Here is a 15521-nt window from a genome sequence, read left to right on the forward strand (position 1 = left end):
CGAGATACGAGCCGACCTCCACCTCGGACTGCTCCAACTCGCCTGCAGCATCATCTGCTTGAGACGACTCCGAACCTCATTCTGAAATGATCAGTAAGAAGTCCTCGTCTGACACGTACAACCAGTCCTGTTCCTCCGTACCATCTGCTACATCAAAAGGGATCTTGCGCCACTTGCGGCGCCCTGCCGGACCATCGACCTCGCCCGGGAGCCGCGTCACGCACACAGGGCGCGGCTCGCAGGACGCGTACACGAAGGAAGGTCAGCTCCATGCCCGAGACAACGACGCCCGCTACCGAACTGACATCGCAGTACGTCGCCCAGGTCACCAACGACCTCGAACGCAACGTGAAAGAGCAGGAACGTATCAGTGCGGAGATCGCGTCCCTGCAGGAGCAGCTTGCCGCGGTGCGGCACGACTACACGGTGCTGGTGAACATCCAGCAGGCACTCGGCATCACCAAGGCACCGGCACAATCCACGGCGGAGGGCGAGAGCGCCGCCGCGGTGCCCTCCCCCCGGCGCAAGACCGGTTCCGCCCGCGGCGGGAAGCAAAAGGCCCGCAAGTCCACTGCCGCATCCCCGAAGGCAGTGCCCAAGAAACCTGCCAAGTCGACGGACGCCGTGAAGGCAGCTCAGCCCACCCTGGTCGAGCTCATTCGCCACCACCTTCTTGAGCTGAAGGAACCGCGCTCAGCTGCGGAGATCTCTGCTGCTCTCGGTCAGGCGCACCCCGAGCGCCAGTTCACGACCAACGTCGTGCGGGTGACGCTTGAAGGGCTCGTGGCCAAGAGCCAGGCGGAGCGCACCAAGCAGGGACGGTCCGTCTTCTACACCGCCCCCGCGCCCAAGGCGGCGCAGGCACCGGAGGCGCCGGAGGCCGAGACGCAGCAGTCCGAAGAGGCTGACCGCTGACGCCCGGTGCGGGTGGCGTGGGTCCCGCCGTCAGCGGGGCCGCCAGGTACGGACCTCGAGGTGGAGGATGTGGGCGTCGGGGTGGATGCGTCCTGTCTCGACCAGCCACTGGTGCACTGCGGCGGTGACATCGCCGCCGGCGGCGTCCACTCGGCGGGCGAAGTCGGCGGCGTCGAAGCCTTCGGTGTCGTGGGTCGTCTTTTGTGCGCAGTGTGCGTGTTCTGAGATGGGGGGGCGGCGGTCAGCTGCCCATAGCTGTCTGCCATGACCTTGAGCAGCGCAGCGGCGGGGAGGCGGATACCGGCGCTGCGGCGCTGCTCGATTCGGCGGGTGATGCGGTGGGTGTCGTTGCGGAGGCAGAGCAGTAGTTCGGCTGCTTCCTCTCCAGGGGCGTCGGCGGTCATCTGGGCCAGGGCCTGGTCGAAGGCGGCTTCGGGAAGGTCGTCATCGGGGACGCCGAAGACATGTACCGGTCGAAGTAGTCGGCGCTGCCGATCCCGCGGCGCTGGGCGGCGGCCTTGGACTGTTGGGGACAGCAGGCACAGCAGGTTGAGCACGCCTTTGATGTGCTCTTCGGCCATGCCGGCTTCGCGCAGGCGGTCGCGCCAGCGTTCGGCTCGTTCACCGGGCTGCTGTGTGCTGTGCCGCTGTGCTGGGTCGATGCTGGTGCCGGTCAGTCCGGCGCGGTGCCGTCCCAGGAGCCGGTAGACGCCGGGCTCGTTGGTGCGCAGGAAGGTGACGATGAGGAAGTCGACGAGGTCCACGTTGCCGGCGAGGGAGCTGAGGGTGGCGTCGGCCTGCCCGAAGTAGCGTTTGACGACCCGTGGCGTCTGCAGCCTGTCCTGCAGGTGCCGGAAGTAGGCCTCGGAGAAGCGTCGTTCCTCGCTCGGCGTCAGCGGTCCGGAGTTCGATGTCCACGAGGGTGGAGGCGATCTCGTCCTTGCGCCATTTCTCGGGGGAATTGTGGTTCATCAGGCCGCCCGCATAGGCCATGCGCAGCAGCTCGGCCTTGGTGTGCTTGCGCATCAGCTCGCGCATGCGCTGCACCCGCTCCCTGCCTCGCGCCACCTGAGCCTCGTACTCATTCTTGATCACCGCTTCGCCCTGGCCGTCGTCCTCCTGCCCTGGCGCGTCGGACGGCGAGGGCCGGAGGGAGCCGTCGTCCAGCGAAGCTGGGCCGACGGACTGGGCCGGCACCGGCACAGCCTTCGCCCAGTCCATGCCCAGCTCCGCGAGGGCTGCTGTCCAGGAGCAGTAATTCTGGTCAAGGGCAGGTGTTCTACCTGGATTGATCAGATTGGTGGTGGCTGTGGTCAGGCGGCACCGGTGTCTTGGTAGCCGTGGCGAGTGCGGGCGCTGGCTCCTGGGCTGGGTTCTGGTCTGCAGGTTTGTCAGGTAGTGGGCTGTGGTGATCAGGTCCTGTCATGTGTACTGAGCGCGGTGCATTTTCGGTGATTGTTGGCATGCGCCCGCACCAGCCTCCGCCGCATGATCCGGACCTAGAGCCGTTGACACAACGTGCAGGCAGGAAAGCCGTGTAGTACACCGAGGCGGATCGAGATACTCCCCGGATGAGCAACACAGGGAACGAGGTCCACCAGGGTTGGGCTGAATCTTGGTACCGCGTCCGCACAGACCGCTTCGAGGCGTCGTTCTTGCCCAGTGCGGGCGAGGATCTGGATGCCGTCTGCAACGACGTCGAGGTGCGGTTGACAGCGGTCGGCTCCCGCTGGAGAGCGACCGTGAGGTGGCAGCTGAAGGCGGCAACTCGTTCACCGCGACGGGGAAGGGCTGCGGACACTCCACATCAGTCGCGGCTGCCTGATCGCGTGCTTCACTCCCGCGCACCAGCAGTTGGCCGGGCTGGACGGGCGCGATCTCCACGTCGGTGCAGCCGGTCTTCTCGAGTTCGGTCTTGCGTTCGTCGGCGGTGGGCTGGTCGTGGGCGACGGCGGATGCGCGCGGGCGGCCGTCGGGGGTCGGTCCAGGTGAGGGTGTAGTTCTGCATGTGGGCATCATGCCGGGCAGCACTGACATTCGACGATTTCCGGCCGTCATCTACCGCAGTGGCTGAATCGTGGTGCATGGTGTGCGGGAGGGAGCCGATGCCCCCAGACGGCTCCCCCACTTGGGCCCTGCCGTGCGTGACCGGCCGGCGGGGTCCGCCGCGCCTCCCGGCTCCCCACGGGAGGCCTGCGGCTGCCGTCAACGCGCCCACACGCCCGGGCCGCCGCCGCGCCCGCGCGGCTTACACCTGATCCTGTGGCCCTCACCCCACCGATCCAGCCGATGCTCGCCGACGCTGGCCAGAGCTACCGCGAGACACACCGCGCTGCCCGGCGGTCGGCTCGCAGTCGAACGGCATGTACCGGCATCCCGTGTGTTTCGTGCGGCTGCGGGACGACGTCACGCCTGGCCAGGTGGAGTCAGCCGTTATGGTGACCGGTGCCGGTAGGCCCCTGCTACAGACGCTGGCAGCTGTAGAGCAGCAGCAGGAGGACGGCCGTTCCAGCGAGGCTGACTAGGAGAGACCCGAGGCATCCGAGGCGGCTGGAGAAGAAGGCGAACATGCCTCCAGGGGAGCATGGGGAGGGAGCCCCGGCCACCCGGAGTAAGACGGGTTGCCCTCGATCGTCCCTGCACTGCACGTCGCACAGGTGCGTCCACCGCTGGCGGTGCTCGGGGCTGTCACGGAGGTACCGCCTAGCCGTCGAGGTGTCCGAATTCGGTGTCGCGCCGGCAGTGGGGGCAGGCGTCGACGCCGTCGCCGAGCGTCCGCAGCGCCTCCTCGCGGGTGATGCCGCTTCCCTGCCATGTGGCAGCCGCCGACGTGGGTAGACGGGGCTGCGGCCGGCGAGCCCTTGCTCGATGAGCCAGTCCGGGGCCGGCGGGCGGGCCTGGATGCCGCGCTGCCGCTCGGCTTCCCGCTGCTCGGCCGCGGCGATGGCTTGCCGCACCTCGGTCAGGGCGAGGGCGAGCCACTGCTCCAGGGTTCGGAAAAGTCCTGGAGGGCAGAACACGCGTCGGTGTCCTGCGCAGCCGCCTGCGCGAGGGACCGCACGTCGCGTCCCACCATCAGGCCTGGGTTGGACATCGCTAGGAACGCTTTGTGCCACAGTGCGTACGCTGCGAGCGTTTGGCCGTCCCTCGAGGAAGAGCTACGGATGACTGAGAACTCGTCTGCGCCCGGCCGCGCCGGGGCCTGGCGATGCACAACGACTGGTGGGCTTCGGGCTGGGAGCATGTCCTGCCCCGTCAGGGCTTCCCACTGACGATGCTGATCGGCACCACGAGCCAGCCCGGCTTCACGGGCTCCTGGTCGGCAACTCCCGTCCCTACCTGCCCTCTCGCCTGCCAGGCGTGGTCCGTGCATCCGTAGCTCACCACACGGTTTCGCCTTTGGGGTCCCGTGCATCTGTTCCTGGCGGCTGGCAGCAGTTGGCTGGACGGCAGCAGGGTGCGGGCCGCCCCTATGAGGGAGTGGCCCTGCTGGGAACGCCATGTCGTGAGCTGTCGTTTGTCCCCGTGGGCTCCGAGCGAGCGGCCGGCCGGTGTGTGGTGCGGGTTTGTCCGGCGTGAGCCGCGGCGGGCGAGGTTCGTTCCTGATGGCGGCTTTTCGTCTGACTGTATGGCTTGATTGCGTCGAGTGAGGTGTTGGTCACTGACCGTTGCTCAAATCTTTCTCAGGCTTTGCCGTGCATGGTTGTTGCGTGCATGACCCGCTGCGTAGCGTTCGGATCGTTGATCGCCACGGGGGCGGCCCACCGAGATAGGTGGCTCCATGAAAAACCCGCGCGTTGCGCGTACCGCGCTGACTCTGGCCTGCAGGACCCCGGCGACCCTGGTTGCGGCGGCCGGTCCGGCAGCCGCTGAGGACCCGGCACCCGAGGCCGGCGACATACCCGTCATCGAGACGGTCGCCCCGCCGCAGCCGGAGGAGACCGACCTCGTCGAGAGCGCGCCCACCGCAGCGGCGCCGGCGCCGACGGTCCCCGTGGACGACGACCCGTCCTTACCGTCGACCAAGCCCAGTGACCAGGCCACGCCCGACGGAGCCGGCTGCGCGGACGGCTACCGCTACTACTCCACGTCCAAGGACAGGGATTACCACAAGGGCGTCGGGACGACGAACTCCAACTACAACGGCACCACCCGCCCCGCCAAGTCGACGTTCACGTCCGAAGTGACTGGCAAGGTCGGCATCGGCGTCAGCGGCGACCTCAACGTCAGCGCCGGCATCGCCATCGCGGAAGTCGAAGCGGAGTTCGGCGTCAACGTCTCTGTCGAGCTGACGGCCAAGATCGGCAACACCATCTCGGTCGAAACGCCGCCCAAGACGACCCCAACGCCCGCTACGGCGTCTACCGCCTCAAGTCCTACGGCTACAGCCAGTACGTCTACGTGAACTGCACCCGCGGGCCGAAGCACCAGGTCACCCTCTACACGCCCCGCAAGGTCGGCTGGTACCTGTGGGAAAGCTGACCGCACGCTCCCGGGACGCAGTCGTCGGCCTGATGGTCGCGGCGCTTGCCACCGCCTGCACCACCGGCGACGACGAAACGAGCGAGGCCACCCCGGCATCCGCACCGGCCTCCAGCCCCGACAGCGCCGGGCACAGCACGACACCGCCCCGGCAGACCGCCGCCGTCACACCGCCCGAACTCGACGAAGGCTCCGGTGAAAGCCTCGCCGGCCGGCAGGCCGCAACCCGCGGCAACGCCACCTTCGACTACGCCGCGGGCGCGAAGGGCCAGGCCCTCATCGTGGCGGTCAGCTGCAAGGGAACCGGGACGATCAAGGTGAACGTGCCGGTGGTGTCCATGTCCTTCCCCCTCGAGTGCGGGAAACGCACGCCAGAGGTCACCTGCAACCAGCTCGCCGCCCGCGCCGCGCACAAGGCCGGCACGGTGGAAGTGACGGCACCGTCCTCGGTCACCTGGTCGGTGACGGTAGGCCGGGGCGAGCCCGTACAGGAAGAGCCCCCGCCACCGCAGTGACGGACCCAAAGCCTGCAACCGTTCGTGGGGGTACCTGCGCAGGTACCCCCACGAACACCGCGGACAGCTCCACCGCCGCCCACCCCATCGGGGAGCCAATGCGCGACGGCGCGCCCGGGCGCACCTGCCCGGCACCGACGCCACCACTCTCCTCACCGCTGCGCGAGAACTAGACAAGATCGTCGAGGAGGCCCCTCCCGGCCCGCTGCACCCGCTCCGGCCGCCGCTCCCGCACCCCCTCACGCTCCCCGAACGCTTCCTGTCCCACCACCCGTGCACCACCGCCGACGCCAGCGCAGACACCTCCCCAGGCGCACCGTCCGCCCCGCCCGCACGCGGACCACCCGCGTTCAGGCCTGTACGCGCCACCCGTGCCCACCGCCACCGCGCCCAGCCCGCCTGTCCCCGCCATAGCCGTCCAGCATTCGGGGCGGCCGTGAACGACGGCACACCCAGCCAGATGCCCGGCCGGCACCAGCCGACCAGCTGCTCCTGCGCCACCGCATCGAGGAACACCTCGCCGTCCCACGCAGCCCATACCGCTTCAGCCACCGCCACCACCCCGGTCAGGTCTTCGGCCCTCAGCCGGTAGACAGCGGCCACCCGGTACAAGAATGGACCAGGTTGTCCCGCCCGGTACGGGCCACCCCAGTCCGCCTCTCGCTCATCCACACCGGCATAACCAGAGAGGGCGGCAACGGGTATCGGCACGGATGGATCATGAGCTCCGCGTGGTATTCGGCCAGGCCCGTTGGCTTTGTGCCATCTGTCGGCAACCCGCGCCCCTCGCCCGTCCGGTCCGGCTACACAAGAAGCCGGGGCGGTGTGCCGCCGATGGCTGGTCGTGGGGGAGGTCTGGGCGGTTGGTGACCATCAATGTGGCCGTGCTGCTCGCGGTCGTCGCGTTCTTCCGGTTGCGGCGTCGTACGCAGGCTCGCAGCCGGAACGAGGAGATGACCACTGCCGTCGTCATCCTGGCGCTCGGCGTTCTGCTCGCTCCCACCCCGGTCGGTCAGGCCGTTGTGGACATCCTGGGCGAGCTCTCCAGCGGTGTTACGCAGGCCAGCCGGTGAGCCCTCGCGCACGGAGGAGGAGGGCGACGACGTCGAGGCGTCCGCCGGCGCGGCGGCGCATCCGCAGGCCGGGCCGGCGCCGGCGCGCGGATGACCGGCTGGTCGGGCTGCTGGTGGCCGCTTGCCTGGCCGTCGCCCTGACGGTCTGGCTGGTCAACTGGCTGCTGGCCCACTGGTGGGTCCTGCCGGCCGCGGGCGTGCTCGCGGTCCTGGCCGTCGGCGGCCGGGTCCACCGGCAGCGCCAGGCAGCGCGGTGGGAGGCGGTCCGTGCGCAGGCCCTGCGCTACGGGCTGGCCCAGCTGGACGCCCTGCATCACACCCGGTTCGAGGACGCTGTGCGTGACCTGATGCGACGTGACGGCTGCCCGGACGCGGAACGCGTCGGAGGCGGCGGAGACCTGGGCGCGGACGTGAAGGCCACCGACCCCTACGGACGCCGCTGGTCTGTTAACTGCACCTCGGTTGGGTCGTTGAGCGGGAAAACGACGAACCCGCCAAGGAGACCCATTGTCGAAGGACCTACGACGCGCTCTGATCGAGGGACGTCGCGACGTGCCCCGTATCGGTTCGGTGGTCCAGCTGCCTCGCAAGTTCCCGCCGTATGCCGTGGTCGATGCTGCCGGCGTCCTGGTCGCCCCAGCCGAGTCGTATCTCAAGGATCTCGCCCTCGGTGACAACAGTCCGGCGACCTGCCGCAGCTACGCCTACGATCTGCTGCGCTGGTTCCGGCTGCTGTGGCTGCTGGACGTCGACTGGGAGAAGGCCACCGAGGCGGACGCCGCCGCCATGGTTGGCTGGCTCCGGACGGCGAAGAACCCGCAGCGCCACCGCAGCAATCCGTCCGCCCCACCGCCCGGGTCGGTGAATACCCGCACCGGCAAGCAGTACCTGAAGGCTGGATACGCCCCGAGCACGATCAACCACGCTTTGACCGTCGTCAGCGGCTTCTACGCCTTCCACCGGCACTACGGCCGCGGCCCGGTGGCCAACCCAGTTCCGGAATCGGTACAGCGCCGACGAGCCCTGGCCCATAGAAGCCCGGACCACCCGACGCCGTTGCACCGCCGGGGCCGACTACGGCAGCGGACCTCACAAAAGCAGCCGCGGGCGATCCCCGACACGATGTGGGACGAGCTGTTCGCGGCCATGAACCACGACCGTGACCGAGCCCTGCTCCAGCTCTACGTCTCCAGCGGAGCTCGCGCCAGCGAACTGCTCGGCATCACCATGGGCGACATCGACTGGTCTGGCCAGCAACTGCACGTCATCACGAAGGGCACCGATCTTCGCGAGCCGGTCCCCGCCAGCCCACAGGGCTTCCTTCTGCTGGCCGCCTACCTCGACGAGGCCGGCGTTCCCGCCAGTGATGAGCCGGTCTGGCGGACTCGCCACGGCGCCGAGAAGCCCCTGACCTACTGGGCGATGCGTCGCACTCTCCAGAGGGCGAACGCCCGACTCGATACCAACTGGACCCTCCACGACCTCCGCCACACAGCTGCTCAGCGGATGGCCAACGACGCCCACCTGACTCTCTCGGAAGTACGCGCGATCATGCGACACACCGCCTTGGCCACGACAGGCATCTACCTCACGACCCGTGTCGAGGATCTCTTCGACAAGCTCCAGGAGCACTACAACCGGCCGCGCGTCGAGCGGTCCTTCGCCCCGGGGTACGACCCCGCGGACGTCCGGGCGGTGTTCGGTGGCTAACGTCCAGGGCACCCTTTCCTCGACCTACACCGCCCGCAATCGCCGGACTCAGTTCCGGGGCATGGACTTCGACGAGCCGGTCGCCACCCGCTTCCCGGATGCCGCAGTCAAGGCCGCACCGGCCCCTCGGCCGGACTGCCCGCCAGCACCCTTCGGCGATCTGACCCAGGCATCGATCCAGCATCTGTGCTCGCTGGTCGAGCAGATCGTGCCGGGTCGCACCCACTCCACCTACGAGAAGCGCCGCCGCGGCCTGCGGCTGCTGTTCGGCCACCTGGAAACGCTGCCCGGAGCTGACTGGCAGGCGAAGTGGGAGGCCAGCCCGTTCGACGGTGACAAGGCACTGCCGGTCAAGACCTTCGTCATCTCCGACCGGGCCCAGGACCGACATGACGTGACCTCGGCGGCAAAGCTGGCGTTCTGCGCGCGGGTAATCCGTCCCTCGGTCGGTGGATTCCGGGCGAACACCTTCAGCGACTATCCCGAGTGGTTCGGGCCAGCCAGCCACGATCCTGCCCTGGACGTCTTCTATGCAGCCGTCGACGCCCGCCCTGACCTGGGTTTGAGTTACCGCATCCGTATCAAGTTCGACGTCGCTTGCGCGCTCACCACCCAGGGCATCGCCTTGGAGCACCTCACTCCAGAGGCCCTGCTGCACTACTCCCTGGAGTGCCGACGTCTGGGTGTCACACACGGGGCCAGGGGCGATCAGTCGCGCTTCGCGGCTCTGGGCGCCTGGGAGATCCTGCATTCGATCGGCCACTTTCCGCCCGGCACTCCCTCCACGCTCCGGAAGTTCATCTACACCGGGCAGCTCACGCCCGAGCAGATGGTCGACCGCTACCCACTCCGCAGTCAGGCCGTCCGGCAGGTGATCATCGACTACCTCGTCCGCCGGCAGGCTGATACCGACTACATCACCCGGGACGGCCTGGCCCGTCTGCTGGCAGGAACCTTCTGGTCGAAGATCGAGAAGATCTGCCCCGGACAGGCCAACCTCACCCTCAGCCAGGACGGCTGGGACCAGTGGAGGGCGGAGATCGCCTTCTGGGAGAAGGATCGCAGCCGAGAGCGAAAGAACACCGAGTCGATTCTCCTGGCGATCCGCGGCTTCTACTTGGATCTGCAGTCCTGGGCCGTCGACGAGCCCGAGCGCTGGGGCCCTTGGGCGGCTCCCTGCCCGGTTCGTCCCCAGGATCTGAAGGGGTTCTCCAAGCGACGCCGAGAGATCAACCGGCGCATGGCCGACCGCACCCGGCAAAGGCAGCCGTTGCTGCCTGACCTGGTGAAATACGTTGAGGAACGGCACGAACGCCTCCTGGGGCTGCTCGAAGCCGGGCGCCAGGTCGTTCTGGGCGAGCCCTTCGAGTACGACGGCCGTCGTTACCGCCGCAGCAACTCGAAGAAGGACCAGCGGCTGGTCAAGGTCGAAGCCGAACCCCCCGTCCGCGTCCATGACGAAGAAACCAGTGAGCTGGTCAACATCACCCTCGCTGAGGACTCGGCGTTCTGGGAGTGGGCCGCGGTTGAGGTCTTGCGGCACAGCGGCATCCGAATCGAAGAGCTGTCAGAACTCACCCACCTCAGCATTCGGCAGTACGAGCGACCCAACGGCGAGATCATCGCCTTGCTAGTGATCGCCCCGTCGAAGAACGACCGCGAACGAGTCATCCCCATGTCAGCTGACCTCTTCCACGTCGTCGCCCAGATCATCCGCCGCCACACCCGCGACGGCCGGACGATCCCACTGGTCAGCCGCTATGACGGGCACGAGAAGAACTGGTCAGACCGCATGCCCTTCCTCTTCCAGCGACAGGTCGGCACTATCCGCAGCGTCCTGGCGACCGGAACCATGCTCAACATGCTTCGCCGGACCTGCCAAGAGACCGGTAAGACGAACAAAGCCTTCGCCGGACTGACCTTCACCCCGCACGACTTCCGACGGCTCTTTGCCACCGAGATCGTCAACGGCGGACTGCCCATCCACATCGGTGCTGCGTTGCTCGGCCATCTCAACCTCCAGACCACTCAGGGATACGTCGCGGTCTTCAACGAGGACGTCGTCGCCCACTACCAGCAGTTCCTGAACAACCGCCGGTCCCTGCGGCCAGCTATCGAATACGGCGAGGTCACCAAGCAGGAGTGGGCTGAGTTCGAGGAGCACTTCGAGAAACGCAAGGTCGAGCTGGGCAACTGCGCTCGCCCTTACGGCACCCCGTGCCAACACGAGCACGCCTGCATCCGTTGCCCGGTCCTCCAGGTCAACCCCAAGATGTTGTCCCGGCTCGAAGAGCTGGAGAAGGACCTGATCCTGCGGCGCAAGCGGGCCGAACTCGAAGGATGGCTGGGAGAGATCGACGGCATCGACAAGACCCTGACCTTCCTCCGGGCCAAGCGCATCGAAGCCGAAAGGATCAAGCAACGAACCGCCGTCCACCTCGGCCTGCCCCACGTCCGTCGTCCGCAGGACTGATCAAGCTGTCATCGAAGGATGACGCTCACGCCCTGTTCTTCGAAGATCTCCAGGAGCAGGTCGAACAGCGCGACTTCGCGTTCTCCGGAGGGCACACGCTCTTGCAGCCGTGCCTTGGCCGGGGCTGAGGAATCCCAGTGCACGGTGAACGGCGTGGTGGCGCCCCAGCCCCCTCTGAGGCAGTCGGTCAGAGCATCGAGGTTCCAGCCGAAGTATCCGCCGGGGCCGTTGACGGCTTCACCGATCGCGCAGTAGAAGCTGTCTCGGTCAACGATGTGCCGACCGTCCAAGGTGAACACCTGGCCTGCAGGAGCGTCGGCCTTTCCCTGGCGTTGGTACTCCTGGGACCACAGCGTCACCGACAGCCATGCTCGTCTGTCCTCGGGGCCGAGCTCGTGCCACATGCCGGTGCGGTCCAGATGACCCGTGCGGATCAGGTCCCATACTCGTTCCGCTCCGGCCACGGCGTTCTCGCACCACAGCGTCATCGTGAGGTCGACGAGGCCGGCCCCGCAGGCGGAGGGCTTGACGTCGATGACGGTGACCTCATTGACGAAGTAGGACCCCATGGTGGCACCGTCACCGTCGAGGAGCTGGAACCAGGCATTCCCCGCCAAGGCGCGACGACTGCCGACGTGGCTAACGCTCTCCAGTAGGCCGCCCTGCGGGAGGCAGCCCGTGAGGTGCACTCGGCGTGTTCCCTCTTCGTCCGGCAGCGGCGTGAACAACCCCTCGGCCTCGTGAGCAAAGCCCCAGAAGTCAGCGTCGTCCTCATCCGAGGTCAGGGCGTACTTCTGCCCCTCACCGCCCCGCCCTGATGTTCGCATTGCGCCCCCCATGAGAGCGCTGATCCTACCGGCACCCCGTTGACCTGACACGCGGTCGCCAGCCGGTCCGTTCCCTGATACTTCGGAGGTTCTTTGACGAGTCACGGATCCTTCTTAAGCCGTGAGAGTGAAGTGCAGAGAAGGGTGATCCAGTGCAAGCACCGGCGCAACGGCCTCGCCGGCGCCGCCGTGGGCACGCCGGACCTCCAGATCCTCAACGGCACGGCCCGCCAGGTCCACGGCGCCGACGTCGCGGTCATCGTGACCAACGGACGGGTCACCCAGCCCGCCGTGACCTTCGCCAGGCAGCAACGCCTCCACGTCGTCGACCGCCACACTCTCGCCGCGTGGGCGTCCGGCTCACGCCCGCTGTGGGAGCTGCTGCGCGCGGTGCCGCCGCCCCGCAAGCCGACGGCACTCTCCTGACGCGGTGGTTGCGACCATCCGGTCGGCGGCGACGGCTTCTCGGATCGTTTCCCGTTGCCCGGGGGCGTCGGGTGAACGGGGGCGATGCGGCAGCGGCCCCGCGGGGACAGCTCGGGAGCCATCACCGCGCCGGTCATCTCCGGCCCGGCGGAAGCCGGGGAGACCGCGTACGGCTCGGGTGCGGGTCGGCGGAGCCGCTGCTGGCCGGTCCGGGGCTGACGTTTTCCCTGCGAGCGTATGATTTTGAGGTGTCGGCGTACGCGTGGCTCTGGCGGGGTTTTCGTAGCCGGAGATCACCATGGAGATGCGGCCGACGGGGTGCCGTCGGCGGCAAGTCTCTTCCTGCGCCATCGAATTGTTCGATTTACTCCCGCGCTTGACGGCCGTGGTGATCGCTTCCGTCGGCGTCGCCAGATCCGTGTTGATCGTCCAGACCCGTGCCCGTGACTGCGTGTCCGCGCGGTGTACGGGCTGCGGTGTCAGGGTTCGAGTGCGGCGACTCGGGCGGGTGCCGGATCGGGCGCGGCGGGTTGGGGCATGCTGGGGGTGCGCTCACGCGCTTCACTTCGGTGGCAGGGGGCCGGTCGGTGTTACGCATTCACTTCACGACGGAAGACCTTGCCCGGACACGGGTGGCTGCGACGATCGGCGTCGCAGCGGAGGTCTACTACAGCCTGGAGCTGCTGAGGGAAGGCCGGGACCTTCCGCACTTCCGCACCTGGCGGTCAGTGGTCGCGGGCCAGATGGGAGTTGAGACGCGCCCTCTGACGTCCCTGGTTCCGGTGCGCGGCCCCGGGCTTGATCTGCTGGCCCTGATGGGCGATGTGCCGTGTATCGACCACGCCGTGGACAACCTGCTGCACGCCCCGGTGTCCCGGCTGCGACGCGAGCTCGAGGGCCTCGACTTCCACCCCAGGCACCTGCCATGGGCCAGACGAGTGTCCGAAGGCGACCGTGACGCGAGGCGGGAGCTCGCAGAGGCGGTGCGCGCCTGCCATCGGCTGACCGTGGAGCCCTACTGGCATCGAGGGCGGTCCGAACTCGCCGCGCTGTCCACCCGTTGCACGAACCTGGTCTTGGAAGGCGGCGTCGATCTGCTGCTGCGTTCGGTCTGCGCACCACTGGTCCGCTGGCGTCCGCCGGTACTCGAAGCGCCCTACCCGCGCCGAGTTGAGGTGCACCTCCGCGGCAGGGGGTTGCTCATCACGCCCACCATCTTCACGAAGCTCTCGGTGAGCTTTCTGTGGGACCCGCTCGATACCTCCCAGCCGCCCCGACTGACCGTGCCGGCTCTCCGCCGACCGCTGACCGGTACCGAACCGGCAGAAGCGGACGGTTCCGCCGTGCGGAACCTGGAGTCTTTGCTCGGCCACACGCGAGCCCGCGCCCTGCGTGTGACAGCAGAAGGCTGCACGACGAGCGAGCTGGCCCGCCGCCTCAGCGTCACGGCCGCAGCGGCCAGTCAGCACGCGACAGTGCTGCGGAACACGGGCCTCATCACGACCAGCCGCCGAGGCGGGTCCGTGCTGCACCTCATCACACCCCTCGGACTGGCCCTGCTGCGGACCGATGCCCTGACGGAACCGTGAGCCCCAGGCGCACCACCGCGGCGTCGGACCGGTGGCGCAGCGCCGTCCTGCGCGGGTGCCACCGGAGACTCGTGCCCAGGTGCGCGAGGCAACGCGCCTGCTGTCCCAGCCCTTTTAAGCCGTGACTTAAGAGCTAGACCGCAGGTGCCCACTCGCCCAGGATGTGAAGCCGCAACCGTCCCATCCCATCCTGGAGATCGTATGAAGACTCACAACGGGAGCCGTCCATGAAGAAGTTCGGGGCGAGAAGAAGCGTCGTCTTATCCGCCGCCGTCTGCGGGATCGTGGCCGGCGCCACGCTCGTTGGGTCAGGCACCGCATCCGCGTCCGCGAACGCGGCCCCGCCCGGCTACGCGGGCCCGTTCACGGGCGACTGCAAGGGGCACTTGGTAAGAACCGTGCCCCTGCCGGATGGCTTGGCAAAAATCCAGGTCTGGAAGGACCCCGCGGGCAGCGGAACGTACTGTGCCAAGACCTACGACTACCGGACGGGCAGCCACAACATGGAAATCCGCCTGCGTCGCGCTGGGTGGACCACCTCATGGTACGACAGGGGCGTCTACTCGACCTACGCCGGTGGTATTTACGTCTCTGGGGCCAATGACAACTGCGCCTATGTCAGCGGGTGGGTAGAGGTCAACGGCACCCGGCATGCTCGGGGCGAAACCCTTGTCTGCGAGGACTAGGTCCGGATCCACGTTCACAGTCACGGGGTAAAGCACAGATAGCTCATCATCCGTGCCCTCGTTGAGAAGCCGTTGTCGTACCGGTCATGGTGAGCGTGGGTTCGAGTGCGGCGACTCGGGCGGGTGATTTCCGGCTTGCCGGGCATGGAGATAGGGCCTCCTGCACACCTCGTGGGTGTTGAAGTCCATGAGCAACAGGAGGCCCTGGTGCTGCAGTCTTCCGTCCATTGCGGTACCGGTCGGCGGCGAGCAGGGCCTGCCGGCGGGCCTGAACCGCAAGCAAGTCGAGCCCATCTAAGTAGAGTCGGTTTGAATGCTTCCCGGCGCCGAGGTCCACGTGTGGTTCAGTGATGTTGCCGAACAACGGCAGCAACATTCACTGCCCGATCTGCCTCCACACGACGGTGAACCGCTCCGGGTCTGATGGAGGCTCGATTCCCTGAGAGGATCGAGTCATGGCACGTCCGTCCCCCTACCCGCCCGAGCTTCGTGAGCGTGCGGTGCGCATGGTCGCGGAGATCCGCCCCACTACCCGACCGAGTGGGCCGCGATGAAGGCGGTCGCAGCCAAGCTGGGGATCGGTGCGGCTGAGACGGTGCGGACCTGGGTCCGCAAGGCCGAAGTCGACGGCGGCCGGCGTCCCGGCGTCACGTCCGAGGAGGCCGCGGAGATCAAGCGGCTGCGGGCCGAGAACGCCGAGCTGCGGCGGGCCAACGAGATCCTGAAGGCGGCGTCGGCTTTCTTCGCGTCAATGACAGAGTCAGGGACACGGGCCTACGGGTGGTGACACAGTGGCAGGTACCGGCGGGGCTGGCTCGTTTCTTT

The 15521-nt window shown here is 67.8% G+C and carries 12 protein-coding genes and 3 pseudogenes; 12 read left to right on the top strand and 3 right to left on the bottom strand.

Features of this window, described 5'->3' with window-relative positions:
- The first annotated feature begins 270 nt into the window (after positions 1 to 270).
- Positions 271 to 915 (top strand): hypothetical protein, encoded by a 645-nt coding sequence (locus ACZ6KF_RS33315; protein ID WP_356635376.1) that lies wholly within the window; start codon positions 271 to 273, stop codon positions 913 to 915.
- A 30-nt stretch (positions 916 to 945) separates the two neighbouring features.
- Here the strand turns inward: ACZ6KF_RS33315 and ACZ6KF_RS33320 are convergent.
- Both ACZ6KF_RS33320 and ACZ6KF_RS33325 read right to left on the bottom strand, forming a co-directional pair.
- Positions 946 to 1101, bottom strand: a pseudogene (locus ACZ6KF_RS33320) (helix-turn-helix domain containing protein); the annotation flags it as partial.
- A 2517-nt stretch (positions 1102 to 3618) separates the two neighbouring features.
- On the bottom strand, positions 3619 to 3897 hold the full coding sequence (locus tag ACZ6KF_RS33325) for a DUF6233 domain-containing protein (protein ID WP_469179610.1): 279 nt from the start codon (positions 3895 to 3897) through the stop codon (positions 3619 to 3621).
- A 226-nt stretch (positions 3898 to 4123) separates the two neighbouring features.
- Between ACZ6KF_RS33325 and ACZ6KF_RS33330 the strand changes: the two genes are divergently transcribed.
- The 7 genes from ACZ6KF_RS33330 to ACZ6KF_RS33360 all read left to right on the top strand — a co-directional run bounded on the left by ACZ6KF_RS33330 (position 4124) and on the right by ACZ6KF_RS33360 (position 11168).
- Entirely contained in the window at positions 4124 to 4294 is a 171-nt protein-coding gene (locus ACZ6KF_RS33330) for a DUF6042 family protein (RefSeq protein WP_356635372.1), read from the top strand.
- 402 nt (positions 4295 to 4696) lie between these two features.
- Complete coding sequence (locus ACZ6KF_RS33335; protein ID WP_469241925.1) at positions 4697 to 5320, top strand: hypothetical protein; 624 nt, start codon at positions 4697 to 4699, stop codon at positions 5318 to 5320.
- Between the two features lie 64 nt (positions 5321 to 5384).
- Positions 5385 to 5912 (top strand): hypothetical protein, encoded by a 528-nt coding sequence (locus tag ACZ6KF_RS33340; protein ID WP_469241927.1) that lies wholly within the window; start codon positions 5385 to 5387, stop codon positions 5910 to 5912.
- Positions 5913 to 6775: 863 nt separating this feature from the next.
- The gene (locus ACZ6KF_RS33345) at positions 6776 to 6985 is read left to right on the top strand and encodes a hypothetical protein (protein WP_356635364.1); all 210 of its coding nucleotides are present in this window, start codon (positions 6776 to 6778) and stop codon (positions 6983 to 6985) included.
- A gap of 347 nt (positions 6986 to 7332) precedes the next feature.
- Complete coding sequence (locus ACZ6KF_RS33350) at positions 7333 to 7659, top strand: hypothetical protein (RefSeq protein WP_469179614.1); 327 nt, start codon at positions 7333 to 7335, stop codon at positions 7657 to 7659.
- Entirely contained in the window at positions 7592 to 8695 is a 1104-nt protein-coding gene (locus tag ACZ6KF_RS33355) for a tyrosine-type recombinase/integrase (RefSeq protein ID WP_469241929.1), read from the top strand. Before ACZ6KF_RS33350 ends, ACZ6KF_RS33355 begins: the two co-directional genes overlap by 68 nt.
- A 61-nt stretch (positions 8696 to 8756) precedes the next feature.
- Positions 8757 to 11168, top strand: a complete 2412-nt coding sequence (locus tag ACZ6KF_RS33360; RefSeq protein WP_469241931.1) for a tyrosine-type recombinase/integrase — start codon at positions 8757 to 8759, stop codon at positions 11166 to 11168.
- A gap of 8 nt (positions 11169 to 11176) precedes the next feature.
- On the opposite strand, the gene ACZ6KF_RS33365 is transcribed toward ACZ6KF_RS33360, so the two are convergent.
- Positions 11177 to 12007: a barstar family protein gene (locus ACZ6KF_RS33365; RefSeq protein WP_469241933.1), complete on the bottom strand. Its 831-nt coding sequence runs from the start codon at positions 12005 to 12007 to the stop codon at positions 11177 to 11179.
- 123 nt (positions 12008 to 12130) lie between these two features.
- Here ACZ6KF_RS33365 and ACZ6KF_RS33370 point away from each other — a divergent pair.
- The 4 genes and pseudogenes from ACZ6KF_RS33370 to ACZ6KF_RS33385 all read left to right on the top strand — a co-directional run.
- Positions 12131 to 12421, top strand: a pseudogene (locus ACZ6KF_RS33370) (restriction endonuclease); the annotation flags it as partial.
- Positions 12422 to 13008: 587 nt separating this feature from the next.
- Positions 13009 to 14010, top strand: coding sequence for an ArsR/SmtB family transcription factor (locus ACZ6KF_RS33375; RefSeq protein WP_469160476.1), 1002 nt, complete (start codon positions 13009 to 13011; stop codon positions 14008 to 14010).
- A gap of 227 nt (positions 14011 to 14237) precedes the next feature.
- On the top strand, positions 14238 to 14696 hold the full coding sequence (locus ACZ6KF_RS33380; RefSeq protein ID WP_469160475.1) for a hypothetical protein: 459 nt from the start codon (positions 14238 to 14240) through the stop codon (positions 14694 to 14696).
- Positions 14697 to 15151: 455 nt separating this feature from the next.
- A pseudogene (locus ACZ6KF_RS33385) lies at positions 15152 to 15438 on the top strand (transposase); the annotation flags it as partial.
- Positions 15439 to 15521: the final 83 nt, after the last annotated feature.

It is taken from the genome of Streptomyces sp. NPDC046379, assembly GCF_055587785.1.